This is a genomic window from Sphingomonas sp. BK481 (genome assembly GCF_014194875.1).
Lineage (GTDB): Bacteria > Pseudomonadota > Alphaproteobacteria > Sphingomonadales > Sphingomonadaceae > Sphingomonas > Sphingomonas aerolata.
On record NZ_JACIAP010000014.1, the window covers coordinates 1 to 23,363 of the forward strand.

General features: G+C 66.3%; 21 protein-coding genes and 1 tRNA gene. 13 read left to right on the top strand and 9 right to left on the bottom strand.

What is annotated here, in order from left to right; all coding sequences use genetic code 11:
- Positions 1-185: 185 nt before the first annotated feature.
- From FHY04_RS19170 to FHY04_RS19190, 5 genes are all read left to right on the top strand, one after another.
- Complete coding sequence (locus FHY04_RS19170; RefSeq protein ID WP_183937485.1) at positions 186-1,199, top strand: sigma factor-like helix-turn-helix DNA-binding protein; 1,014 nt, start codon at positions 186-188, stop codon at positions 1,197-1,199.
- A gap of 33 nt (positions 1,200-1,232) precedes the next feature.
- The gene (locus tag FHY04_RS19175; RefSeq protein ID WP_042467030.1) at positions 1,233-1,691 is read left to right on the top strand and encodes a hypothetical protein; all 459 of its coding nucleotides are present in this window, start codon (positions 1,233-1,235) and stop codon (positions 1,689-1,691) included.
- 41 nt (positions 1,692-1,732) lie between these two features.
- Positions 1,733-2,125: a hypothetical protein gene (locus FHY04_RS19180; protein ID WP_042467029.1), complete on the top strand. Its 393-nt coding sequence runs from the start codon at positions 1,733-1,735 to the stop codon at positions 2,123-2,125.
- 404 nt (positions 2,126-2,529) lie between these two features.
- A complete protein-coding gene (gene mqo / locus FHY04_RS19185; RefSeq protein ID WP_311725637.1) occupies positions 2,530-4,263 on the top strand; it encodes a malate dehydrogenase (quinone) in 1,734 nt (577 codons plus the stop codon).
- Between the two features lie 221 nt (positions 4,264-4,484).
- Entirely contained in the window at positions 4,485-5,636 is a 1,152-nt protein-coding gene (locus FHY04_RS19190; protein ID WP_183937486.1) for an acyltransferase, read from the top strand.
- On the opposite strand, the gene FHY04_RS19195 is transcribed toward FHY04_RS19190, so the two are convergent.
- A complete protein-coding gene (locus FHY04_RS19195) occupies positions 5,633-6,475 on the bottom strand; it encodes a glycosyltransferase family 1 protein (protein ID WP_183937487.1) in 843 nt (280 codons plus the stop codon). The two genes, FHY04_RS19190 and FHY04_RS19195, sit on opposite strands and share 4 nt — an antisense overlap.
- A 517-nt stretch (positions 6,476-6,992) precedes the next feature.
- Positions 6,993-7,066: transfer RNA gene (locus FHY04_RS19200), tRNA-Gly, on the bottom strand.
- Positions 7,067-7,226: 160 nt separating this feature from the next.
- Here FHY04_RS19200 and FHY04_RS19205 point away from each other — a divergent pair.
- Positions 7,227-8,546, top strand: coding sequence for an isoprenylcysteine carboxylmethyltransferase family protein (locus FHY04_RS19205; protein ID WP_183937488.1), 1,320 nt, complete (start codon positions 7,227-7,229; stop codon positions 8,544-8,546).
- Here FHY04_RS19205 and FHY04_RS19210 read toward each other — a convergent pair.
- The 3 genes from FHY04_RS19210 to FHY04_RS19220 form a co-directional block, all read right to left on the bottom strand.
- Entirely contained in the window at positions 8,543-9,931 is a 1,389-nt protein-coding gene (locus tag FHY04_RS19210; protein WP_183937489.1) for a glutamate--cysteine ligase, read from the bottom strand. The two genes, FHY04_RS19205 and FHY04_RS19210, sit on opposite strands and share 4 nt — an antisense overlap.
- Positions 9,932-9,995: 64 nt before the next feature.
- On the bottom strand, positions 9,996-10,769 hold the full coding sequence (locus FHY04_RS19215) for a 16S rRNA (uracil(1498)-N(3))-methyltransferase (RefSeq protein WP_183937490.1): 774 nt from the start codon (positions 10,767-10,769) through the stop codon (positions 9,996-9,998).
- Between the two features lie 79 nt (positions 10,770-10,848).
- Positions 10,849-11,004 (bottom strand): hypothetical protein, encoded by a 156-nt coding sequence (locus FHY04_RS19220; protein WP_166746254.1) that lies wholly within the window; start codon positions 11,002-11,004, stop codon positions 10,849-10,851.
- Positions 11,005-11,088: 84 nt separating this feature from the next.
- On the opposite strand from FHY04_RS19220, the gene ubiA reads away from it, so the two are divergent.
- Genes ubiA through FHY04_RS19235 form a run of 3 tightly spaced genes read left to right on the top strand, consistent with a single transcriptional unit; the run spans position 11,089 to position 14,164 of the window.
- Positions 11,089-12,012: a 4-hydroxybenzoate octaprenyltransferase gene (ubiA, locus tag FHY04_RS19225; RefSeq protein ID WP_183937491.1), complete on the top strand. Its 924-nt coding sequence runs from the start codon at positions 11,089-11,091 to the stop codon at positions 12,010-12,012.
- Positions 12,013-12,027: 15 nt separating this feature from the next.
- Positions 12,028-13,374, top strand: coding sequence for a TldD/PmbA family protein (locus FHY04_RS19230; RefSeq protein ID WP_056407249.1), 1,347 nt, complete (start codon positions 12,028-12,030; stop codon positions 13,372-13,374).
- Positions 13,367-14,164 (top strand): 3'(2'),5'-bisphosphate nucleotidase CysQ, encoded by a 798-nt coding sequence (locus FHY04_RS19235; protein WP_311725644.1) that lies wholly within the window; start codon positions 13,367-13,369, stop codon positions 14,162-14,164. The genes FHY04_RS19230 and FHY04_RS19235 overlap by 8 nt, the downstream gene beginning before the upstream one ends.
- 151 nt (positions 14,165-14,315) lie before the next feature.
- Here FHY04_RS19235 and typA read toward each other — a convergent pair whose 3' ends face one another.
- The gene (gene typA, locus FHY04_RS19240; RefSeq protein WP_056674093.1) at positions 14,316-16,160 is read right to left on the bottom strand and encodes a translational GTPase TypA; all 1,845 of its coding nucleotides are present in this window, start codon (positions 16,158-16,160) and stop codon (positions 14,316-14,318) included.
- 260 nt (positions 16,161-16,420) lie between these two features.
- On the opposite strand from typA, the gene FHY04_RS19245 reads away from it, so the two are divergent.
- From FHY04_RS19245 to FHY04_RS19260, 4 genes are all read left to right on the top strand, one after another.
- Positions 16,421-17,644 (top strand): toxic anion resistance protein, encoded by a 1,224-nt coding sequence (locus FHY04_RS19245; RefSeq protein WP_056407253.1) that lies wholly within the window; start codon positions 16,421-16,423, stop codon positions 17,642-17,644.
- Between the two features lie 3 nt (positions 17,645-17,647).
- On the top strand, positions 17,648-18,361 hold the full coding sequence (locus FHY04_RS19250) for a hypothetical protein (RefSeq protein ID WP_056407255.1): 714 nt from the start codon (positions 17,648-17,650) through the stop codon (positions 18,359-18,361).
- A 155-nt stretch (positions 18,362-18,516) separates the two neighbouring features.
- Entirely contained in the window at positions 18,517-18,891 is a 375-nt protein-coding gene (locus FHY04_RS19255) for a hypothetical protein (RefSeq protein WP_031393114.1), read from the top strand.
- 89 nt (positions 18,892-18,980) lie between these two features.
- Positions 18,981-19,244, top strand: a complete 264-nt coding sequence (locus FHY04_RS19260; RefSeq protein WP_037529686.1) for a DUF3297 family protein — start codon at positions 18,981-18,983, stop codon at positions 19,242-19,244.
- Positions 19,245-19,366: 122 nt separating this feature from the next.
- Here the strand turns inward: FHY04_RS19260 and FHY04_RS19265 are convergent, their stop codons facing one another.
- The 3 genes from FHY04_RS19265 to FHY04_RS19275 form a co-directional block, all read right to left on the bottom strand.
- On the bottom strand, positions 19,367-21,235 hold the full coding sequence (locus FHY04_RS19265) for an ABC-F family ATP-binding cassette domain-containing protein (RefSeq protein WP_031440648.1): 1,869 nt from the start codon (positions 21,233-21,235) through the stop codon (positions 19,367-19,369).
- 158 nt (positions 21,236-21,393) lie between these two features.
- Positions 21,394-22,191 carry a LytTR family DNA-binding domain-containing protein gene (locus FHY04_RS19270; protein ID WP_031393111.1) on the bottom strand — a complete coding sequence of 266 codons (798 nt, stop codon included), beginning with the start codon at positions 22,189-22,191 and terminating at the stop codon, positions 21,394-21,396.
- Positions 22,188-23,330, bottom strand: a complete 1,143-nt coding sequence (locus FHY04_RS19275; protein WP_051916213.1) for a sensor histidine kinase — start codon at positions 23,328-23,330, stop codon at positions 22,188-22,190. Before FHY04_RS19275 ends, FHY04_RS19270 begins: the two co-directional genes overlap by 4 nt.
- Positions 23,331-23,363: the final 33 nt, after the last annotated feature.

Here is a 23,363-nt window from a genome sequence, read left to right on the forward strand (position 1 = left end):
CCCGTGAACCTGACCGGCCGCTACAGCGCTGGATGATAGCGCGCGGCCGGTCAGCTTCACTACCGCTGAGCTACACCACCACGCGGGACACGACCGACATTGTGCGCGAAAACGCGTCCCGCGACGGCATTCGGCGCGCTTCAAACAGGGATGCCTAACCGCGGAATTGCGGTTAATGTAGGTCTATGTCTGCCAGCCGCATTGATCTCCTGACCGAAGCGCAACGGGCCTGTCTTCGACTGGTCCTGACGCATCACAATTCGAAGGAGATCGCAGCGCTGCTCGGCGTGTCGCCGTCGGCGATCGACAAGCGGATCGAGCGCGCGGTTCAGATGCTGGGCGCGGGGTCGCGGTTCGAGGCTGCGCGGCTGTTGCAACGGCACGAAACCGCCGGGGATTTCGATGTGCCCGCAGAGCCCCGCGTCACGCCCTCCGCCACGCCCGAGCCCCGGGCCGCGAGCGACAGGACGGAGGACGGGACGTCGCCAATGCCGTCGTCCGACCTGCTGGTCGCGACGTATGATCGGCTCCCATCCGAACCAATCGACGTAGCGCGCGCGCCGTCGCATCCGCCACAGGTCGGCCAGGACGATCCATGGGGGCTCGTCCGCCGCTTCATGGGGATGACGCCCGGAGGCGGACCGGAGGGAGCGGCGCGGAACCGCCTGTCCAAGGGGGACAGGCTGATCCGGCTGGTCGGGCTCATGGCGTTGCTGGCGATCACCACGGTGGCGCTGGTGACGATGACGATGACCATGACGAGCCTGTTCAGGCAGGTTCGCGGCAGCGCCGCCTCTCCCCGGGTCGAGCATTCGTCGCGCTGGGGTGGGAAATTCGACATGTTGAAGGAACGTCGTCAGGCAACCGACAGGGTCACCGCGGACTTTCTAAAGGCAGAGGCAGCGGTCGACCAGGCCGCGTTGCTCGCCGCATCGTGCGTGGCGACCTTGTTGCAGCAGCGTGCGGCGGCAAAATTGCCGGTCGCGACCGGGATCGCCGCGCTGCAACTCGTCGCGGATGCATCGTCCGATCTGATCAAGGCCCGCCAGCGCTTCGTCGACGCGCACCAGGCGCTGGTCGCGGTACGCAGCGAAATCGGCCTCGGTGCCTTTTATGCCTATGGTGACGAGGGCGAGTGTCCGCCCAACGAAGGGGCTCTGCGCGACGATGCGCGGCTGCACCTCGTCGTTGCCGCCTGACGACGCGGCCGGTGGATCGCTTGACCCGATAACGTGGACCGCGTCTGGATCTTCAACGCGTTGCAACTGGCGGCGACCGGCTATGCATTCTGGCGTGGCGGTGCCCCCGAGCGGCTGACCGGGCTTGCCCTGCTGCTCGCGGCACTGGCCACGCGGATGTTTCACCAGCTCGGCGCAGGCGAGTTCGTCGACGTCGAGATCGGTATCATGACCGTCGACATCGTCCTGCTCGGCGTGATGATCGCCATCACGCTGCACGCCGATCGGTTCTGGCCGGCCTGGGTCACCGCGCTCCATGCACTGGGGACCGGAGCGCATCTGGCCCGGGCGATTAACCCCGACGTGATCCGGCTCGCTTATGCGGTCCTGTCGGTCATGTGGAGCTACCCCATCGTCCTGCTGCTCGCCGTCGGAACGATGCGGCATGCCAGACGGGTCCGGTCGCGAGGCTGGGATCTCGACTGGAGCCGCCAGGACCCGACCCTTCCTTAGCCCTGCATCTGAGGCTTTAAATGTCTTATGCCATTCCTTTCATGCGACTCTTGAACGGCGCACGGCCCGGGCCGGCTCTTGCACCCGCCGCCGTCGATCCCGCCCGCCTGGTGAGCGCTGCCAAGCATCTGTACGAACTGCGTCGCCAGCGCGACGCGGCATTCGGCGCGGACCTGTTCTCCGAACCCGCCTGGGACATGCTGCTCGACCTGTTCATCTCGCATCACGAGGGGCGTCAGCTCAGCGTGTCCGCGGTGTGCATCGGCGCGCGGGCGCCCTCGGCGACGGCGCTGCGCTACCTTGCGATCCTGCAGGAGGCGGGTCTCGTCCTGCGGACCCGCGACAAGAATGACGGTCGACGATCGCATATCCAGCTGTCGGTCGTCGGGCGTCAGCGGATGAGCGATCTGCTCGCGGGTCTGGTGGATTGCTGATCCGCAAGCCGGCCGGGTGACCGGTCGAGCTTGGCGGACGGACGAACAAGATCCCTGCGGCCGGCGCCGACCGGGCGTCTTCGCACCGGCTGTAGCGCGGCTCGATACGGCGCGCATGGCGGGCCCCGATCCGCCCCTCCGCCATCCAAAGCTTGAAAAATTGCGCCTGCGATGGCATGTAAGTCTCGGATACCCGTGAATTTTACTGGTTTGCGGGCCTCCCAATAAATTCCTGCAAATGGGCGAGGACTTTGAGCAACGGTTGTGCTCGGTCGATCGCTTCTGTGCGTCTTTCGGCCGATCCTGCGCAGCCCATCCATCATCCGGCGATGCGCCCTTAGCCGTCTCCGCCCCTCGGGGGCCGGGATCGGGGGCGGGCAGGCGGTAACGAAAAAGGCATCATAGTGCGAATTGGATCGAACGACGACACGCGGACCGCCGAGCAGTCAGGCGACGCTCCGGCGGCCGGCACGGGCGTAACGCGCCGCAATCTTCTAGGCTCGGCGATCGTTGCGGGCGTCGCAGGGTCCTCCGCCATGGTCCCCCTGTCGCCGGCGCAGGCCGCGACGACGGAGCGGTCGGTCGACGTGCTGCTGATCGGCGGCGGCATCATGAGCGCGACGCTCGCCGTGCTGCTGCGCCAGCTCGAGCCGAGCTGGACGATCGAGCTGGTCGAGCGGCTCGACAAGGTTGCCGAAGAGAGCTCGGGCGGCTGGAACAACGCGGGCACCGGCCATTCGGCGCTGTGCGAACTGAACTATACGCCGGTCAACGCGGCCGACGGCCGTGTTGAGATCGCCAAGGCGGTCGAGATCAACGAGCAGTTCCAGGTCACGCGCCAGTTTCTCAGCCACCAGGTCAAGGCCGGCATGCTCGGCGCACCGCGGACGTTCATCAACTCGACCCCGCACATGAACCTCGTCTGGGACGACGCCAATGTCGCCTTCCTGCGCAAGCGCTGGGAAGCGCTGGGCGCCAGCCCGCTCTTCTCCGGCATGGAGTTCTCCACCGACCGCGCCCAGATCGCCAAATGGGTGCCGCTGATGATGCAGGGCCGCGATCCGGCGCTGCCGCTTGCAGCGACCCGCTCGCCGCTCGGCACGGATTGCGACTGGGGTGCGGTGACGCGGCAATATATCGCCGCGCTCGACAAGCAGGCGAACTTCACGCTGACGACGGGGCATGAGGTCCGGTCGCTCGAGCGCAACGCCAAGGGCGGCTGGGAAGTCACCGCGCGCGACATGAAGACCGACGACAAGCAGGTCATCAATGCGCGCTTCGTCTTTGCCGGCGCGGGTGGCGGCGCACTGCCGATCCTGCAGAAGTCGGGCATCCCCGAGGCGGACGATTATGCCGGCTTTCCGGTCGGCGGATCCTTCCTGGTCGCGGACAAGCCGGAGATCACGCATCGCCATCTCGCCAAGGTTTACGGCAAGGCCGCGGTCGGCTCGCCGCCCATGTCGGTGCCGCATCTCGACACCCGCTATCTCGACGGCAAGCAGGCGTTGCTGTTCGGACCGTTCGCGACCTTCTCGACCAAGTTCCTGAAGCAGGGGTCCTATTTCGATCTGCCTGCATCGGTGACGATCGACAATTTCCGGCCGATGGTCGCGGTCGGCTGGGACGATTTCGCGCTGGTCGAATATCTCGCGGGGCAGCTGATCATGTCGGATGCCGACCGGATGGAGGCGCTGCGCGAGTATTTCCCCGGCGCCAAGGACGGTGACTGGCGCCTGTGGCAGGCGGGCCAGCGCGTGCAGATCATCAAGCGCGATCCTGAAAAGGGCGGCGTGCTCAAGCTCGGCACCGAGATCGTCGCGTCGAAGGACGGCTCGATCGCGGCGCTGCTCGGCGCGTCGCCGGGTGCATCGACCGCGCCGTCGATCATGCTCGACCTGCTCAAGAAGGTGTTTCCGAACCGGCTGTCGACTGCCGGCTGGCAGGCCAAGATCAGCGAGATCGTGCCGAGCTACGGCATCAAGCTCAACGAGCATCCCGAACTGCTCGCCGATCACTGGGGCAATACTGCCGACACGTTGCAACTCGCCATCGCCTCGCCGGCGGTCCATGTCGCGACGAAGCCCCGGCCCGCCGCGATGCGCGTCAAGCCGGACCGCAGCCCCGACCTCGCCCTCTGACCTCTGTCCTTGATCGCGCCCTCCCCGGCATTGCCGGGGAGGGGTAAGCTATGGCGCGCACGCGGGCCCTGCTGGCGGGAAATGCCCCATATCCGATCCACCCCGCTAACGAAGATCGGCCACCTTGCGGTCATGCGCGAGCGAACATCAGAACGCCAGAATAGTAAAGCCGTCGAAATCATGTCGACCTGGGACGGTCTTGGTCAAAAAACACGATAGACTTGTCTGTTGATGCCCCCGACAGTTCTCCTAATATTCGTGTTTTGCCCCGCCTAATCGGGATAAGCGCTGGGGGAATGTATATGCAGCCTGTCCGGGCCGCCGAACACTCGAAACGTCGCTTTGTCGCACTGGATGGGTTGAGGGGGGTCGCGGCGCTGATGGTCGTGGCATACCATATCGGTATCTTCTTGAAGTTCCCGAGCGGAATGACGGTCCATGGCAATATCGCGGTGGACTTTTTTCTGTGTCTTAGCGGTTTTGTCCTCGCCTTCGCCCACGAGCGGCGGTTGCGCGAGGGCGGGGGTGAGCTGGCGCGCTTTCTGGTGTCACGGGTCGTTCGGCTCTGGCCAAGCGTGCTCGCCGGATCGGTGGTGGCCGTGCTCGTGGCGCTCGGCATGGCGGGCGGTCCGGGGGCGTCATCCGCCTATCGGGCGTTTGCCCTGTCCCTCGTCGTCCTGCCGCGGCTCGAGGGGCAAAATCTGGTCTGGTTCAACGGCGTCTACTGGTCGCTTTTTGCAGAGATCCTCGTCAATCTGCTTTGGGCGGTATCCGTCAAGGCGCTTGGCAATCGGCGGCTGATCGCGATCGCCTTCGTCCTTTCGGTCGCGATCACCTGGATCGCCATCGAGCATAATAGCGTCCATTTCTTTTATCAGTCGGTCGATATGATCGTGCCAACGACGGTCAGGGCCTTGGCGTCCTTCTGCATGGGGGTGGTCGCATACCGGATCTACGAGGCGCGTCGCGTGAAGGCGGATGTTGCGCCCGTGATCCTGATCGCCGCACTCCTCTTTCCGATGATCGTGCCCGGCGTCTCCTGGTTTGGCGTCCCGCTGTCGCTCTTCTACATCCTGTGCGCCAACCCGATGATCGTATTGCTCGGCGCACTTGGGCAACGAGAGCAGTCGCGCGTGCTGACATGGCTGGGGAATATCTCCTTCCCGCTATATGCCACGCATCTGCCGGTCGTCATGCTGCTCTCTCGATTGATGGCGGGCCAGCCGCTCGCCGAGCGACTGATCGCAGCGGTCGGTATTGTGGGGGCTGCGCTGATCGTGGCGGAGGTCGTCCGCCGCTTCGTCGAAAAGCCGGCGCTCGCCTTTCTGAGCGCGCGCCTGCTCGTCCCGCGTCGCGCCGTTTCGGTCGGCTAGAGCGAGGCGACGAGCGGCGCCGGCCGATGCTGGGCCTCGGCACGCAGAAAGGCCCTCCACGCATCGACAAAGGTCGGCATCGAGAACGCGTCGAGACGCGCCTCGAGATCGACCCGCCGTGCTGCGATCTGGTCCGGGCGGAGTTCGGCGAGCTGTGTCATTCCCGCGGCGATGGCCTCGACGGAGTGCGGATCGACCGCGATCGCACTTGGTCCCGCGACCTCTTCGAGGACGCTGTTGGCGCTGATCAGCGGCACCAGTCCGTTGCGCATCGCTTCCGCGACGGGGACGCCGAATCCTTCGAGAAGGCTCACCAGCACGAACCCCCGCGCATGCGCATAGAGCCAGCGCAACTGTTCGTCCGAGACATAGGGCAGGAGGATGACGCCGGGGGTTTGCTCCGCCTCGGCGATGACGGCCTCGGATCCCGGCTCGCGACTGCCGCAGATGACATAGCGATAGCCCGCATCGGCGAGGCCCGCACGTGCGAATGCGCGGATGCTGGCCAGCTGGTTCTTGCGGCGCCCGATGCTGCCCACGGTCAGCAGAAACAGGCCTTCGACGCCGTCCACGGCGTGTTGCGCGCCACCCGCCACGCCGGTGCGGATCGGTGGATAGATCACGGTGGCGGGGGACCCGGTGCCATAGAGCCGCTGAAATGCTGTCCGCGATGCCTGGCTGACAAAGGCCATGCGGGGCTGGCGTTCGGCGATGCGTGCATAGACCCGCTCGTAGAGCGCGGTGACGGACGGGGCGAAGAGCTCGGGATGCGTCAGGGGGCCGAGATCATGGCACAGCACGGCATCATGCGACGCGACGTGCCAGCCCAGCACGGTCATCGGATCAAGATGAAGTACCGCGCGTCGGCTCCGCTGTCGCGGCACCAGCCTAGGATACCGGGTTCTGAGGCGATCTTCTTCGGCCCATAATCGACCGATGACTTTGCGGGACAAGGCATTGACGCCGACCCTTTCGGGAAGTCTCCATATCTTCACGCTGCGAAATACCTCCGGCAGCGTGTCGATAATGTCCCTGCCGATAAAATACTTCCCGGTTCGATTGTGAAGCGAGAGGGTGAAGTCGACGTCCCATCGTTGAAAAGACTTGCTAATAGTATTTCATCCCGAAATCATCGGTAATATGCGCTATAGAGCTACCAGAAATCAGCAAATGGGTCATGTCAAAATCGGAATGGGCAGCCGGATTTCGAACAATCACAAAATGCGGCGGGGCGGGTGCTGTGAGGCAGAGAGTTCGCCATGCCGGCTATCGCTGCTTATAACAGCGCATCTCACGGCATAGTCAGGCAATGATCGGGTCACGCCCGTCGAGACTGGTCGGCGCTATTGGAAACGATGGAGCGGGTAACGGGAATCGAACCCGTGTATTCAGCTTGGAAGGCTGCTGTACTACCATTGTACTATACCCGCGAAGCCGGCGTTGCCGCGGCCTGCGCCCCCGCTCTGACCGTCGCGAAGGCGAGACGGGTGGCAGAAGGTGTAGGGTCGCGATAGCGCGGGTCGTGGGGTGGTGCAAGCCGGGGCAGGATGGTTCATGGTTTGCTGACAAAAATCGGCTACCCCTGGCGCCATGTCCGACGCGCCTGTGCTTCCCGAGACGACGAGCCTGACCCTGCAGCGTCGCCGCGCCGCGGATCCGCGCCCCGCGTCCGCGGTCAGTCATGGCGCCGGGCTGGCGGGGCTGGCGGGGGTGCTCGGCTGGGTGGCGTGCGCGCGCGGCTGGGGGATGGACGGGCCCTATGCCGCGCTGGTCAATTTGCTCGCCTGCGCGGTCCCGATGATCCTGTGGTCGGTGCTGGTCGACAAGGTCCATCGCCGGCCGAGCACCGGGCTGGACTGGTCGCGGCCCCGGCCATGGCGCGAGACGATCGATGTCAGCCTGACCAAGCTCGCCGCCTTCTGGGTGACCTGGGCGGGGATCGCGGTGATCTATGGCACCGGGCGATTCTATTGGGAGGGGAATTTCGCCTTTGCGATGTGGTGCTTCACCAACGCCGCGCCGATCCTCGTGCTCGTGTCGATCCCCTATGTCCTCTGGCTCGACCGCTATCTGGTGGAGCCGAAGGACGGGGCATGGTCGCTCGGGGCATGGCTGACCGGGCAGCCGGGGGTCGACCGTGCTGCGCTCCACAACCACCTGCGCAGCTGGGGAGTGAAGGCGTTCTTCCTCGCCTTCATGCTCGCGATCGTGCCGGGCGGGTTTGGCGAGTTCATCCGCGGCGACACAAGCGCGATCCTGCGCGACCCTGTCGCGCTCGCCAGGTGGCTGATCACCTTCATGTTCCTGATCGACGTCGCCTTTGCGACGGTCGGCTATGTCCTGACGCTGCGACCGCTCGATTCGCATATCCGCAGCGCCAATCCGTTTGCGGCGGCGTGGATGGCGGCGTTGATGTGCTATCCGCCGATCATCCTGATGAGTGACGGCGGGCCGATGGACTATCACCCGGGCACGCAGGAATGGGACGTCTGGTTCCAGTATCACCCCGTCCTGCTGGTGCTGATCGGCGCGGTGCTGGTCGTGCTGACCGCGATCTATGCGTGGGCGACGATGGCGTTCGGCTTGCGATTCTCCAATCTCACCAACCGCGGGATCCTGACGCACGGTCCCTATGCCTGGTCGCGGCACCCCGCCTATCTGTCGAAGAACCTGTTCTGGTGGCTGTCGACGATCCCCGTGCTGACGACGGGGACGCCGATCGACGCGATGCGCGCGACCCTGCTGCTCGCGGCGGTCAGCGGGGTCTATTACTGGCGTGCGCGGACCGAGGAGCGGCATCTGGGCCTCGACCCCGATTACCGCGCCTATAGCGACTGGATGGCGCGCAACGGACCGGTACCGCGCCTTCTGGCGTGGGTGGCCGGGTCGCGCCGAGCGTCAGGCGCCTAGAAGCTTTCCACGCCGTAGACCTTGGCGATATCGCCGCCCCAGGCGCCGTTATACTTGTCGAGCAGCAGCTCGGCGGGGACCTTGCCCGAACGGACGATCTCGCGCAGCGGGTCGAGGAAGCCGGTCTCGTTGTCGCCCGCCTTGTTGAGGCGTGCGCGCGACGACAGGCCGGCACCCGCGATATCGAGCACCTGTGCAGCGATGTCGCGCAACTGGCCGCCACCTGCGATCGGCGCATTCAGCCCAAGCTTGGGCACGGCATCGCGCAGCGACTGGCGTTCGTCGATCGTCCAGTCCTTGACCAGATCCCAGGCCGCATCGAGCGCACCCTGATCGTAGAGCAGCCCGACCCAGAGCGCGGGCAGCGCGCAGATCCGGTTCCACGGTCCGCCATCGGCGCCGCGCATCTCGAGGAAGGTCTTCAGCCGCACCTCGGGAAAGGCGGTCGAGAGATGATCGGTCCAGTCGTCGAGCGTCGGCTTCTCGCCGGGCAGGACACTGAGCTCGCCCTTCAGGAAGTCGCGGAAGCTGAGCCCCGCCGCGTCGATATATTTGCCGTCGCGGTAGACGAAGTACATCGGCACATCGAGCGCATAGTCGGTGTAGCGGTCGTAACCGAAGCCATCCTCGAACACGAAGGGCAGCATGCCGGTGCGGTGCGGGTCGGTGTCGGACCAGATATGGCTGCGATAGGACAGCATGCCGTTGGGCTTGCCCTCGGTAAACGGCGAATTGGCGAACAGCGCGGTCGCGAGCGGCTGAAGCGCGAGGCCGACGCGGAATTTCTTCACCATGTCCGCTTCGGATGCATAATCCAGGTTCACCTGGATCGTGCAGGTCCGCAGCATCATGTCGAGCCCCATGCTGCCGACGCGCGGCATGTGCCGCAGCATGATCGCATAGCGCCCCTTGGGCATGATCGGCAGCTCCGCGCGGGTCTTGTCGGGCCACATGCCGAGGCCGAGGAAGCCGATGCCGAGCTTCTCGCCCGCGGCCTTGACCTGTTCGAGATGGCGGCCGGTCTCGGCGCAGGTTTCGTGAAGGGTCTCGAGCGGCGCGCCCGAGAGTTCGAACTGGCCCGCGGGCTCGAGGCTGATGCTGCCGTCCGCACCGGTCATGGCGATGACGTTCTCGGTACCGTCGGGGCCGCGTTCGAACACGGGGGCCCAGCCATATTGCTCGAGCTCGCCGAGCAGCGCGCGGATGCCACCCGCCTCGGTGTACGAAGGCGCGCGATGGTCGTCCTTCGCGTACACAAATTTCTCGTGCTCGGTGCCGATCCGCCAGCGGTCCTTGGGCTTTTCACCGCGCGCGAAGCTGGCGATCAACTGGTCGCGCGACTCGATCGTCGGGCTGGTCTTTGCAGGGGCGGTCTTGCTCGTCATCGCCGCGCCTTACGCGGCGATGAACGAGGGTGCTAGAGGGGATTCGGACCGGTCGGTAGCAATGTCACGCGACGGGTGACGGGACGGGCGGTTCGGCCGCCCAATCGCCCGCCGCCGCCATCCATAGCGCGACCGCCGCCGCCGCTGCGGTTTCTGCGCGGAGGATGCGCGGGCCGAGCCCGATGCCGACCGCCTGCGGGTGCGCACGAATCGCCGCGCGCTCGTCGGCGTCGAAACCGCCCTCGGGGCCGATCAGGATCGCCGCGGGACCGGCATGCGCGCGCATTGCCGCGAGCGCGGGCGCGCCGCCCGTCTCGTCCGCAAAGAACAGCGTGCGATCGGCGGGCCAGTCGCGGAGCAACGCTGCGAGCTTGACCGGTTCGGCGACCTGCGGCAGCGCGGTGCGGCCGCATTGCTCGGCCGCCTCGATCATGTGCGTGCGCAGACGGTCGGTATTGGGCTTGTCGACCACGGTGCGCCGCGTGACGACGGGGACGAGCCGGTCGACGCCGAGCTCGCACGCCTTCTCCGCCAGCCAGTCGACCCGGCCCTTCTTGATAGGCGCGGCACAGAGCCACAGATCGGGTACCGCCTCGCGTTCGCGGAGCCGTTCGGTCACGTCGAGGACGAGGTCGCGCTTGCCGACGCTGGCCGCGGTGGCGAGCCATTCGCCGGTGCGGTCGTCGAACAGCTTGACCGGGTCGCCGATCTTCAGCCGCATGACGCCGGCGAGATAATGCGCGGCGGGGCCGTCGACCGGCAGCGGGCCGGGGCTGAGCGGGGTGTCGACGAACAGCCGCGGCGTGGATTGCGGCGGCCAGGCTGGGGTTGCAGGCATGGCGGGGGCCTAGCAAATCCCGCCGCATGCGGGGAGGGCGTTTCGCTCGTTCGCTATCCTCCGCCGTCAGGGGGATTGGTTAGCGGCGGTTCCAGAGTTTGCGGGCGACGATCCATACGATGATCGCGACCGCGATGCCGAGGATCAGCGCGCCCGCGACCGCGCCGGCGACGCGGAAGATGCCCCAGAAGAGCGCCTCGACGAAACGGCCGACCGCGACCGACAGGCCGATCATGCAAAGGGGTTCGAACGCGACACTGACGCTATCCTAGCCGCTGCGGGCTTGCGCGCCAAACGCCGTCTTCCTACGCCCCGCGTCATGCAGACCACACCGAGCCCGTTGGACATCGTCCCCGACAGCGAACATCGCGGCCTGGTCGCGCGGCTGCCGCCGACGCTGCGCGGGCTGGCGCTGCTCGCGCGGTTCGACCGGCCGATCGGCTGGTGGCTGTTGTTCTGGCCCGGCGCCTGGGGGATCGCGCTGGCGGGCGGGGCGTGGGCGCGCTGGGATCTGATCGCGTGGTTCCTGCTCGGCAGCATCGCGATGCGCGGCGCAGGCTGCGTGTTCAACGACATCGTCGACCGCGATCTCGACGCGCAGGTCGCGCGGACGCGCGCGAGACCGATCCCGAGCGGGCTCGTCTCGTTGCGGCTGGCGTGGATCTGGCTGGGCGTGCTGGCGCTCGTCGGGCTGGTCGTGCTGCTGCAGCTGACGCCGCTCGCCGCGGTCGTCGCCCTGGCGAGCCTCGCGCCGGTCGCCGCCTATCCGTTCATGAAGCGCATCACCTGGTGGCCGCAGGCATGGCTCGGGCTGGTGTTCAGCTGGGCGTTGCTGGTCGGGTGGAGCGACATCGCCGGCGCGCTGACGTTGCCGATGTGGCTGCTCTATGCGGGGTCGATCGCCTGGGTGATCGGCTACGACACGATCTATGCGCTGCAGGACCGCGAGGACGATGCGATGATCGGCGTCCGGTCGTCCGCCTTGCGCATGGGGCGGCATGTAAAGGCGGGGGTCGGGATTTTCTATGCGATCGCGGTCGGGTTCTGGGCGGCGGCGTTCTGGACGATGCGGCCCGATCCGCTCGCGATCGCCGCGCTGGCGCCCGCCGCGCTGCATCTGGGGTGGCAGGTCGTCACGCTGCGCGCGGACGACGGCGCCGGCGCGCTCGCCCGATTCCGCGCCAACCGCTTCACCGGGTTGCTGATCTTCCTCGCCTGCGTGGTTGTCGGCACGAGCCTGTGACCCTAGATCGGCGACATGCTCACACCCGATCAAGCCCGCGACCGCGCCCATGACATCGTAGCGCGCGCCAAGGCCGCCGGCGCGGACGCCGCCGATGCGGTCTTCGCCGCCGATGCCTCGCTCGACGTTTCGATCCGCCTCGGCAAGCTCGAGGATATCGGCCGGTCGGAAAGCGAGGACCTGGGGTTGCGCGTGTTCGTCGGCAAGCGGTCGGCGAGCGTCTCGACCTCCGACCTGTCGTCCGCGGCGATGGACGCGCTCGCGGCGCGCGCGGTGGCGATGGCGCGCGAGGCCCCCGAGGACGCCTGGGCCGGCCTCGCCCCCGAAAACCGCCTGTTGCACGGCGTACCGCCGATGCTCGGGCTTGCCGATCACGGTGAGGTCTCGCCCGAGCAGCTGCGCGATGCGGCGACTGCAGCGGAGGATGCGGCGCGCGCGGTGCCCGGTGTGACGAACAGCGAAGGCGGCGGCGCGAGCGCGTCGAGCAGCGTCTGGGCGCTGGCCACCAGCCATGGATTCGCGGGTGCCTATGCCTCGACCGCCTATGGCGTGTCGGCGAGCGTGCTGGCGGGCGAGGGCGGCGCGATGCAGCGCGACTATGCCTATCATAGCGTGCGGCACCGCCAGCATCTCGAATCGCCCGAGGCGATCGGGCAGCGCGCGGGCGAGCAGGCAGTCGCGCGGCTGAATCCGGGGCGGCTCGCGAGCGGGCCGATGACGGTGGTGTATGATCCGCGTGTCGGCAGCTCGCTGCTCGGCCATCTGATCGCGGCGATCGCGGGGCAGGCGATCACGCGCAAGACCAGCTTCCTGCTCGATTCGCTCGGCTCGCAGGTGTTTGCGCATGGCATCACGATCCGCGACGATCCGCATCGGCCTTACGGATTGCGGTCGCGGCCGTTCGATGGCGAAGGCCTGCCGGTGTCGCCGACCGCTATCATCGAGCACGGCATGCTCGAAAGCTGGCTGCTCGACTCGGCCTCGGCACGCCAACTGGGGCTCGAGCCGACCGGCCATGCCGCACGCGGCGTCAACGGCGCGCCGGGCGTGTCGACGAGCAACGTCTTCATGGAAGCGGGCACGATGCCCCCCGAGACGCTGATCGAGGATATCGTGTCGGGCGTCTATGTCACCGAACTGATGGGCGGCGGCGCGAACGGCGTCACCGGCGATTACAGCCGTGGCGCGGCGGGTTTCAGAATCGAGAATGGCGTCATCACCGGGCCGGTCGCCGAATTCACGATCGCGGGCAATGCGAAGGACATGTTCCTGGCGATGACCCCCGCCAACGACCTCGAATTCCGCTACGGTATCAACGTGCCCACGTTGCGCGTGGAGGGGATGACGGTGGCGAGTGGCTGAACCGCCCCCGGGTCCCGTCACGACGTTGCGCGAGGCGGTTGAATCTATCGCTGCCGAAGCCGGGCAGATGGCGCTCGCGCGGTTCGGGACCGATTTCCACCGCTGGGAGAAGACCCCGGGCAGCCCGGTGTGTGAGGTCGATATCGATATCGACCGGATGTTGAAGGTGCGGCTGTCCGCACTTTTGCCCGACGCCGGCTGGCTGTCGGAGGAAACCGCCGACAATCCCGCGCGACTCGCGCGCGACCGGCTCTGGGTCGTCGACCCGATCGACGGCACGCGCGACTATATCCGGGCACGTCCGGGCTGGTGCGTGTCGATCGCGCTGGTCGAGCGCGGGCGGGTGGTGATCGGCGTGCTCGATGCGCCGGCGCGAGGCGAGATCTGGTCGGCGGCGCTGGGCGAAGGCGCGACGCTCAACGGTGCGGCATTGCAGGCCGGATCGCGCACCGACTTTCCCGGATCGCGCGTGCCGACCGATGCGCTGCCCAAGGCGGATCGCGATCTGGTGGTGGTCGACAAGCCCAATTCGATCGCGCTCAGGATCGCGATGGTCGCGGCCGACCGTGCCGACCTGGTGGCGACGCTGCGCTGGGGTAATGAGTGGGACATCGCCGCCGCCGCGCTGGTCGCGAGCGAGGCCGGCGCGGCAGTGACCGACGCAGTCGGGATCCCGCTGGTGTTCAACAAGCCGCGCCCGCAGGCGTTCGGGGTCGTCGCGAGCACGCGCGGGATCCACCGCGCGGCGATCGCGCGGCTGGCGGATCGGGCGGCGGCTATTCTGGGGTAGGGCTGGGCGCTTCGCTGGACACGAAAAAGGCCGGAGGTTTCCCTCCGGCCCTTTTTGTTTTGGGGAGCGCCGCGGCGGAGCCGCGTCGTCGGACCTCGCCTGAGCGAGGCCGGCCGAGCTTGTAAGCCTGGCCGGCTTCGCCATGCCAGGCTTACGCGCTCTGCTTTGCCCGGCTCGCGCGCTTACGCTCGTTCGCGTCGAGGAAGCGCTTGCGCAGACGGATCGACTTTGGCGTGACTTCGACCATCTCGTCGTCGTCGATATAGGCGATCGCCTGCTCCAGCGTCGCGCGCTTCGGCGGGGACAGGCGGACCTGGTCGTCCTTGCCGCCCGAAGCGCGGAAGTTGGTCAGCGCCTTGGTCTTCATCGGGTTGACCTCGAGGTCGTCCGGCTTGGCGTTCTCGCCGACGATCATGCCCTCATAGAGTGCCTCGCCATGGCCCACGAACAGGATGCCGCGCTCTTCGAGCGGACCGAGGGCATAGTTGTTCGCTTCGCCCGAGCCGTTCGAGATCAGAACGCCGTTCTTGCGGCCTTCGATCTGGCCCTTGTGCGGACCGTACTTCTCGAACAGCCGGTTCATGATGCCCGTGCCGCGCGTGTCGGACAGGAATTCACCATGATAGCCGATCATCCCGCGGCTTGGCGCCGAGAACGTGATGCGGGTCTTGCCACCGGTCGACGGACGCATGTCGGTCATCTCGGCCTTACGGATGTTCATCTTCTCGACGACGGTGCCCGAATGCTCCTCGTCGACGTCGATGATGACGGTCTCGTACGGCTCGGTCTTCTTGCCGTCCTCGTCCTCGCCGAACAGCACGCGCGGACGCGAGATGCCGAGCTCGAAGCCTTCGCGGCGCATCGTCTCGATCAGCACGCCCAGCTGAAGCTCGCCACGACCGGCGACTTCGAAGCTGTCCTTGTCGGCCGCCTCGGTCACCTTCACGGCGACGTTCGACTCGGCTTCGCGGAACAGACGCTCGCGGATCATGCGGCTGGTCACCTTGGTGCCCTCGCGGCCCGCCATCGGTGAGTCGTTCACGGCAAAGCGCATCGACAGCGTGGGGGGATCGATCGGCTGCGCGTGCAGCGGCTCGGTCACCGTGATGTCGGCGATCGTGTCGGCGACGGTCGCAACCGAAAGCCCTGCCAGCGAGATGATGTCGCCGGCCTTGGCTTCGTCGACCGGCACGCGGTCGAGGCCGCGGAACGACATGATCTTGGACGCGCGACCCGTCTCGATGATCTTGCCGTCGTTATCGAGCGCGTGGATCGCCTGGTTGGTCTTCACGGTACCCGAATTGACGCGACCGGTGAGAACGCGGCCGAGGAACGGATCGCGGTCGAGCAGCGTGACGAGGAAGGTGAAGGGCACGCCGGCGACTTCCACGGCGGGAGGCGGCACGTGCTTCACGATCGTCTCGAACATCGGGATCAGCGTGCCTTCGCGCGCATCCATGTCGGTCGAGGCATAGCCGTTGCGGCCCGAGGCGTAGAGCACGGGGAAATCGAGCTGGTCGTCGTTCGCGTCGAGCGACACGAACAGATCGAACACTTCGTCGAGCACTTCCTGGATGCGCGCGTCGTTACGGTCGACCTTGTTGACGACGACGATCGGCTTCAGGCCGAGGGCCAGCGCCTTGCCGGTGACGAACTTGGTCTGCGGCATCGCGCCTTCCGACGAATCGACCAGCAGGACGACGCCGTCGACCATCGACAGGATGCGCTCGACTTCGCCGCCGAAATCGGCGTGGCCGGGCGTGTCGACGATGTTGATGCGGATGCTCTCGCTCTCGCCCGGGGGCGTCCAGTCGACCGAGGTCGGCTTGGCGAGAATCGTGATCCCGCGCTCCTTTTCGAGGTCGTTGGAATCCATTGCGCGCTCTTCGACACGCTGGTTGTCGCGGAAGGTGCCGGACTGGCGGAAGAGCTGGTCGACCAGCGTCGTCTTGCCGTGATCGACGTGCGCAATGATCGCCACGTTGCGGAGGCTCATGGGAATGCTTTCGGTTTGGACGGAATTTGCAGGCGCGCTTAGCGTTTATTCCGCGATGCGGCAAGTTTGGCGTTTCGATTGCCGCCCGAATGGTTCCCCGCTGCCGGAAAAATCGCCGATCACGAGCCTGTTTCGGGGTGGCCCGCACCAGCTTCCGGGCGAGCCGCCAAGACGATTGCGTGGCTTGCGTGTATTATCTAGACACCACAGTTGAATGCGGGTGTCGTTCCCCTAGGATGCGGCACCGATTGGAGGATTGCATGGCGACGACACCCGAGACGCTGACGACCGAGCCTGGCCTGGTCCTGACGCCGCCCGACCCCGTGCCGACCGTCTCCGCGACGAAGGCCGCCGGGCTCGTGCCGGTCGATGCGGGAGTGAAGTCGCAGCTCGACGATCGCGTCGCAGGCTTTGTCACCGATCTGGTCGCGCAGGACGTCAACAGCCCTGAATTCGGCAAGCGCGTCGATGCGATCACCGCGATGGGGGCGAAGGAAATCCGCGAGGCGGCGGGCCAGTCGAACCGGTTCCTCGATCGCCCGGTCCGCGCGATGGATCAGGAAACCGGCGTCGGCAAGGATCTGGCCGAGCTGCGCCGCGTCGTCGAGGATCTCGATCCCGGCAAGAAGGGCAACCTGACCGCGCCGCAGAAGCTGTTCGGGATCATCCCGTTCGGCGGCAAGATGCGCAATTATTTTGACGGTTACAAATCGTCGCAGACGCATATCGCGCAGATCCTGAAGAGCCTGTCGTCGGGCAAGGACGAGCTGCTGATGGACAATGCCGCGATCGATACCGAGCGCGCCAATCTGTGGGCGGCGATGGGGCGGCTCGAACAGATGATCCATCTGTCGAAGACGATGGATGCGAAGCTCGAGGATGTCGCGAATGATCTCGACCACAGCGATCCGGCCAAGGCCAAGGCGATCCGCGAGACCGCGCTGTTCTACACCCGCCAGCGCACGCAGGATCTGCTGACGCAGATGGCGGTCACCGTGCAGGGCTATCTCGCGCTCGACCTGGTCAAGAAGAACAATGTCGAGCTGGTGAAGGGCGTCGACCGCGCCTCGACCACGACCGTGTCCGCGCTGCGCACCGCGGTGACGGTCGCGCAGGCGCTGACCAACCAGAAGCTGGTGCTCGAACAGATCACCGCGCTCAACACGACGACCGCGAACATCATCGACTCGACCGGCAAGCTGCTGAAATCGCAGACTGCGCAGATCCACGAGCAGGCGGCTTCCGCAACCATCCCGCTCGAGACGCTGCAACGCGCGTTCCAGAATATCTACGACACGATGGACGCGATCGACGTGTTCAAGCTGAAGGCGCTCGACAGCATGAAGACCACGGTCGGCGCGCTGTCGAACGAGGTCGACAAGTCGCGCGGCTATATCGCGCGGGCTGAGGGGGCCACCCAAGGTCAAAATGGGGGGCAGCTGGGCGGCCCGTCGCCGAGCGCGTTCAAGCTGGAGGCGATGTAAGGCGTGAGCGAAGTCGACGACGCCATCGCCAGCGCGCGCGCCTCCTGGTCGCGGATCTCGGATGACCGCGGCGCGGTCGGCGCGGCCCGGCTGCCGACGCGGGGGCGGACACGCCGGACTCAGACGATCGGTAAGAGGCTGACGCGGATCGCGATCGCCGACGTCGCGATCCTTATTGCGGCGATGGTGATCGGCTGGATCGTCCCGCTCGGGATCGGCGGTTTTATGTTGGTCACCGCGTTGTTGGTCGCGGCGACATTGCTGTTCGCGGTGTGGCCCGCCGAGCGCGCGCCGACGCCCGAGCGGCTCGCATCGGTCGATATCAAGGCACTGCCGCGGCAGACCGAACGCTGGCTGGAGGCGCAGCGCCCCGCCTTGCCCGCGCCCGCGGTGACCCTGGTCGACCGGATCGGCGTGCGGCTCGAAACGCTCGCGCCGCAGCTCGCGCGGTTCGCCGACGACGCGCCCGAGGCGATCGAGGTGCGCAAGCTGGTCGGCGAGCAGCTGCCCGCGTTCGTCAAGGATTACGAACGCGTGCCCCAGGCGCTGCGTACGACGCCGCGCAATGGCCGCACGCCCGATGCCGAACTCGTCGCGGGGCTGTCGCTGATCGAGCAGGAGATTGGCGAGATGACACAGAGGCTCGCGCAGGACGATCTCGACACGCTGGCGACGCGCGGTCGCTTCCTCGAGATGAAATATCGCGACGAGACCTAGCAGGCGGTCATGGCGGGGCGGGGATGCTCTCCATGCCGTTAAACCTCAGCTTAACAGCACATTCCGCTTCGGTTCAGACCGACTCGGATAGAGCGGGACCACGGTCGCGGTTCATGCGTTTGCTTCATGCGGACCGGACGTAGAGGAGGTTCTCGATGAACGGATTGATGAAGAAGGCAGGTCTCGGCATCGCCCTTGCAGCGACCGCGCTGACGGCGGCAGCGCCAGCCGATGCGCAGCGTTGGGGTCGCGGCTATCGCGGCGGCGGCTGGGGTGGGTATCACCATCGCGGCGGCGGCAATGTCGCGGGTGCGGCAGTGCTCGGCGGTATTCTCGGGCTCGGCGTGGGTGCAGCGATCGCGAGCAGCAACCGCGACCGCTATGTCGACCGCGGCTATTATAATGGCGGCTATTACGACGGTCCGCCGGTACGGACCTATTACCGCCAGGATTATCGCCCGCGGTGCTGGAGCGAGTGGCGGGTCGATCCCTATTATGGCGATCAGGTCCAGGTGCAGGTGTGCAGCTGATCTGATCTGACGGAGAACGCGGCGTCGGGAGCAATCCCGGCGCCGTTTTTTTGTGGCGCCACCCGCCCGCTTGCGGCTAAGCGCGCGCGATGACCGACACGCCCCCAGATCGCCTTTCGACCAACCATCGCAGCCCGTTCTTCCAGCAGGAGCTGCTGGAGCGCGGGATCGGCATCCGCTTCAAGGATGGCGTGCGCCACGACGTCGAGGAATATTGCATCTCCGAAGGCTGGATCCGCGTCGCGCTCGGCAAGAAGGTCGATCGCAACGGCAACCCGCTGACGCTGAAGCTGTCGGGGCCGGTCGAGGCATGGTTCGAGCGGCCTGCGGCGAGCGACGCCGACGAGGGCTGAGCCTCGCGTTCACGTAACCTACCCCGTCATCCTGGGCTTGACCCAGGATCCAGAGTCACAGGCGCCACCCTGCCTAACTCTGGATCCTGACTTTCGTCAGGATGACGGGGAAGGGGCGTGGCTTACGCCGCCACGCCCTCCAGCGCCTCGCTCGCCTCGAGCCACTTGGCTTCGCTCGCCTCGAGCTTCGCATTCACCTCGGCGCGACGCTTGCTGAGATCACCCATCGACATCCGTGAGAAGCGCGGCTCGGCATTGGCCGGGTCGACCATCGCGCGGTCGATCGCGTTGCGTTCCTTGGTGAACTTCGCGGTCTGCTCCTCGACCTCGCGCAGCGTCTTGCGCAGCGCCGCGTCGTTGCTCTTGGCCTCCGCCGCGGCTTTCTTGCCCGCCTTCTTGTCGGCCTTCGACGCCGCATCGCCCTTGCCCGCATCGCCCTTCAGGACGAACGCGATGTAATCGTCGAGGCTGCCGTCGAATTCCTTCGCCGTGCCGCCATCGACCAGCACGAGCCGGTCGGCGGTCAGCTCGAGCATGTGACGGTCATGGCTGACCAGCACGACGGCGCCGGTATAGGCGTTGAGCGCCTGCACGAGCGCCTCGCGCGCGTCGACGTCGAGATGGTTGGTCGGCTCGTCGAGGATCAGCAAATGCGGCGCGTCGCGCGTGATGAGCGCGAGCGCGAGCCGGGCGCGTTCGCCACCCGACAGCTTGCCGACCTTGGTCGTTGCCTTGTCGCCGGAGAAACCGAACCGGCCGAGCTGGCCGCGCACCGCGGCGGGCGTCGCGCCCTTCATCAGATGCGCCATATGCTCGATCGGCGTATCGTGCGGATCGAGTTCCTCGACCTGATACTGGGTGAAATAGCCGACCTTCATCTTGTTCGACGACGCCATGTCGCCGTCCATCGGGGTCAGCTGCGCCGCGAGCAGCCGCGCGAGTGTGGTCTTGCCGTTGCCGTTGCGGCCGAGCAGCGCGACCCGGTCGTCGGGATCAAGCCGCATGTTGAGCCGCTTCAGGATCGGTACGTCCGCATAACCCACGGTCGCCATGTCGAGCGTGATCAGCGGCGGGCGGAGCTCGGTGGGGTTGGGGAAGCCGAACGAGAGCGTCGGATCATTGTAGCTCTCGGCGATCGGCTGCATCTTCGCCAGCATCTTCTGGCGTGACTGGGCCTGCTTGGCGGTCGAGGCGCGCGCGCTGTTCTTCGCGATATACTCCTGCAGCTTCTCGCGCTGCACCGCCTGGTTGGCGCGCGCCGCCTCGATCTGCGCAAGCCGCTCGGCACGCTGGCGTTCGAACGCGTCATAGCCGCCGGGATAGAGCGTGATCTTGCCGCCCTGCAGATGCAGGATGTGATCGACGACGTTGTTGAGGAAATCGCGTTCGTGGCTGACGACGACGATCGTCGCCTTGTAGCTCTTGAGGAAGTCCTCGAGCCACATCACCGCTTCGAGATCGAGATGGTTCGATGGCTCGTCGAGCAGCAGCAGGTCGGGCTGCGAGAACAGCAACGCGGCGAGCGCGACGCGCATCTTCCAGCCACCCGAGAAGCTGTCGAGCGTGCGTGCCTGCATCTCCTCGTCAAAGCCGAGGCCGAGCAGGATCTGCGCGGCGCGCGCGGGCGCGGTATAGGCGTCGATCGCGATCAGCCGCTCGTACACGTCGCCGAGCCGGTCGGGATCCTCGCTCGTCTCGCTCTCGATCATCAGCGCGGCACGTTCGAGATCGGCCTCGAGCACGGTCTCGAACGGGGTCTTCACGCCGTGCGGCGCTTCCTGCGCGAGATAGCCGATGCGCGCACCCTTGGGCATGTCTGCGGAGCCGTCATCGGGCTCCAACTGCCCTGCGATCACGCGCACCATCGTCGACTTGCCCGCGCCGTTGCGGCCGATCAGCCCGACGCGGCTGCCCGGCGGCAGCGCCGCACTGGCGCCGTCGAGGATAACGCGTCCGCCAAGGCGCACCGTGATATTGTTCAGGTTCAGCATGCCGCGGGCGTTAGCAGATGCAGCATGGTTTTGCGAGAGGGCGGGCGAGGCGGGGCAGCGCCGATCGCGGGGCGGCGCCTCTCGCCCCGCCGTCATCCTGACTTTCGTCAGGATGACGGGAGGGGAGTATGGAGCGGCGGGAGACGACCCGCCGCGTACTAGTGGACGAAGCGCGCCACCACGTCGCGATAGGAGCGCGACACCTTCACGCTGGCACCCGAATTGAGCACCAGGAAGCATTCGCCATTGGTGTGCGGCTTCACCTGCTTGACGAGGTCGAGATTGACGATCGTCGAGCGATGCACGCGCTGGAACCGGCGCGGGTCGAGGCGCTTCTCCAGATCCTTCATCGTCTCGCGCAGGATCAGCGTGTTGTCGCCGGTGTAGATGCACATATAATCGCCGGCCGCGTCGATCCGCTCGATCGTGTCGACATCGACGCGGAAGATCTGGCCGCGATCCTTGATGTTGATGAGCTTTTCGAAGCGGTTGGCGGACACCGCATCGCCGTCCGGCATGTCGGCCGCCGCATCCGGCGCCACGTCGGCAAGCACTTCGCGCAACCGGTCGACCTCCTCGACGCCGCGCTTTTCCGACAGGCGCTGGCGGACGCGTTCGATCGTGTCGGCAAGCCGCGATTCCTCGACCGGCTTCATCAGATAATCGACCGCCTGCGCCTCGAACGCGCGCAGCGCGTGGTCCGAATAGGCGGTGACGAAGACGAACAGCGGTGGTTCGACCTCCATCAGCCCCTGGACGACGGAGAAGCCGTCAAAGCCGGGCATCTGGATATCGAGGAAGACGAGATCGGGCTTGTGCGTCTTGATAGCGCGAATCGCCTCGCGGCCGTTCGAGCATTTTTCGATGATCTCGACGTCTTCATGCGCCTGGAGGCGGAGTTCGAGCCCCTGGATCGCCAGCGGCTCGTCGTCGACGAGAATGGTACGGATGGTCATGCGGCCTCTCTGTTCACGTCTTCAAGCTGGTAGGGAATCTCGATCTCGACCGAGAAGCCGCCAGCGGGCGTGGAGCGGGTTTCAAAACGATGGTCGGGGCCATATGCCTGCGCCAACCTGTCTCTAATATTAGCGAGCCCGACGCCTGTTGAAAGGCTTGGACTGATCCGGCCCTCGATCAAGCCCGGTCCGGTATCGGATACGGCGATCTGCACCCGTTCCCCGGCCAGCCGCACCGTGACGCAGATTTCGGCGCCTTCCTCCTGCGGCGTGACCGCATATTTGATCGCATTCTCGACCAGCGGTTGCAGCAGAAGCGAGGGCAGGCGGGCGCGCTCGGCGCGCGGGTCGATGTCGAATTTCGGCCGCATCCGGTCCTCGAACCGCATCTTCTCGATCTCGAGATACAGCTTCAGCGTCTCCATCTCCTGCGCGACGGTGACGTGCGCGGTCGGCTCATTGGCCAGCGTGTAGCGCAGGAACGACGACAGCCGCGACAGCATCGCGTTCGCCCGCTCGGTCTGTTTGAGCAGCACGAGCGTCGAGATCGAGTTCAGCGTGTTGAACAGGAAATGCGGGTTGAGCTGATAGCGCAGCATCGCCAGCTGCGCCGAGGAGGCCTGATTCTCCAGATGCTGCATCTGATCGATCTGCTCCTCGACGATCAGGTAGAAGTTGATCCCGAAATACAGCGCCGACCAGCCCGCGAGCGTGACGAAGTTGAGGAACACGAAGCCGAGCATGCGGGTGATCGTGATCCCCGGCGTCGCGGTCTGGATGAACGAGAAGGAAAAGGCGTCGAGCACCGCGTAGAGAAACGTCGCCGCCGCCAGCGTCGCGATCGTCAGGAACAGCCCGATCACGCGCGGAATGCGGCGGTAATAGCCATAGAGCGTCGAGAGCAGCAGCGTGATGCAATAGCCGACGATCGCCTCGATGATGACCGGGATGATCGAGGTGAGCGTGAGGCCATTCGACACCGACGACACGCCGCGCAGCATCAGATAGCCGCTCCAGCCGACCGCCTGCAGCGTCCAGAACGCACGCGCCTTGTTCTCGAAGAACGGCCGTGCGGAAAAGGGCAGGCGGGGGGGCGTGCCGGGGGGCTGGGTGGAAGACGGGGCGGGGGAGCTGGCCATGGTTGCTCGCGGTCTAACACGCGGGCGGCGGCG

What these genes read in the sequence shown, in the direction of transcription:
- FHY04_RS19170 (WP_183937485.1), top strand. Translation starts at nt 186, where the DNA reads ATGTCTGCCAGCCGCATTGATCTCCTGACCGAAGCGCAACGGGCCTGT.
- FHY04_RS19180 (WP_042467029.1), top strand. Translation starts at nt 1,733, where the DNA reads ATGCGACTCTTGAACGGCGCACGGCCCGGGCCGGCTCTTGCACCCGCC.
- FHY04_RS19195 (WP_183937487.1), bottom strand. Translation starts at nt 6,475, where the DNA reads ATGACCGTGCTGGGCTGGCACGTCGCGTCGCATGATGCCGTGCTGTGC.
- FHY04_RS19205 (WP_183937488.1), top strand. Translation starts at nt 7,227, where the DNA reads ATGTCCGACGCGCCTGTGCTTCCCGAGACGACGAGCCTGACCCTGCAG.
- FHY04_RS19210 (WP_183937489.1), bottom strand. Translation starts at nt 9,931, where the DNA reads ATGACGAGCAAGACCGCCCCTGCAAAGACCAGCCCGACGATCGAGTCG.
- FHY04_RS19215 (WP_183937490.1), bottom strand. Translation starts at nt 10,769, where the DNA reads ATGCCTGCAACCCCAGCCTGGCCGCCGCAATCCACGCCGCGGCTGTTC.
- FHY04_RS19220 (WP_166746254.1), bottom strand. Translation starts at nt 11,004, where the DNA reads ATGATCGGCCTGTCGGTCGCGGTCGGCCGTTTCGTCGAGGCGCTCTTC.
- ubiA (WP_183937491.1), top strand. Translation starts at nt 11,089, where the DNA reads ATGCAGACCACACCGAGCCCGTTGGACATCGTCCCCGACAGCGAACAT.
- FHY04_RS19230 (WP_056407249.1), top strand. Translation starts at nt 12,028, where the DNA reads ATGCTCACACCCGATCAAGCCCGCGACCGCGCCCATGACATCGTAGCG.
- typA (WP_056674093.1), bottom strand. Translation starts at nt 16,160, where the DNA reads ATGAGCCTCCGCAACGTGGCGATCATTGCGCACGTCGATCACGGCAAG.
- FHY04_RS19245 (WP_056407253.1), top strand. Translation starts at nt 16,421, where the DNA reads ATGGCGACGACACCCGAGACGCTGACGACCGAGCCTGGCCTGGTCCTG.
- FHY04_RS19255 (WP_031393114.1), top strand. Translation starts at nt 18,517, where the DNA reads ATGAACGGATTGATGAAGAAGGCAGGTCTCGGCATCGCCCTTGCAGCG.
- FHY04_RS19260 (WP_037529686.1), top strand. Translation starts at nt 18,981, where the DNA reads ATGACCGACACGCCCCCAGATCGCCTTTCGACCAACCATCGCAGCCCG.
- FHY04_RS19265 (WP_031440648.1), bottom strand. Translation starts at nt 21,235, where the DNA reads ATGCTGAACCTGAACAATATCACGGTGCGCCTTGGCGGACGCGTTATC.
- FHY04_RS19270 (WP_031393111.1), bottom strand. Translation starts at nt 22,191, where the DNA reads ATGACCATCCGTACCATTCTCGTCGACGACGAGCCGCTGGCGATCCAG.
- FHY04_RS19275 (WP_051916213.1), bottom strand. Translation starts at nt 23,330, where the DNA reads ATGGCCAGCTCCCCCGCCCCGTCTTCCACCCAGCCCCCCGGCACGCCC.